This window comes from Gilliamella sp. B14384G10 (genome assembly GCF_016101685.1).
Taxonomy (GTDB): domain Bacteria; phylum Pseudomonadota; class Gammaproteobacteria; order Enterobacterales; family Orbaceae; genus Gilliamella; species Gilliamella apis_A.
In genome coordinates, this window is the sequence record NZ_JACFQA010000016.1 from 1 (window position 1) to 287 (window position 287).

The following is a 287-nucleotide window of genomic DNA, read 5'->3' on the forward strand; positions in this document are numbered from 1 at the left end:
TCGTAACAAGGTAACCGTAGGGGAACCTGCGGTTGGATCACCTCCTTACGAAGAGCTCGTAAGTGTTCACACAGATTGTTTGTTTGTCGAAAAATAGTTAAGTCCCCTTCGTCTAGAGGCCTAGGACATCGCCCTTTCACGGCGGTAACAGGGGTTCGAATCCCCTAGGGGACGCCATTAAATGTGATGAAGCTATTTTTCAAAAAAATTATGTTTGTATTTATTTGATATTCGAATGAATAGAAAGATAAAGCTCTTTAACAATTAGGAACAAGCTGAAAGAAACG

General features: G+C 41.1%; 1 tRNA gene. It reads left to right on the plus strand.

The features are described from left to right. Positions 1-101: 101 nt before the first annotated feature. Positions 102-177: transfer RNA gene (locus H3T54_RS11810), tRNA-Glu, on the plus strand. Positions 178-287 lie beyond the last annotated feature (110 nt).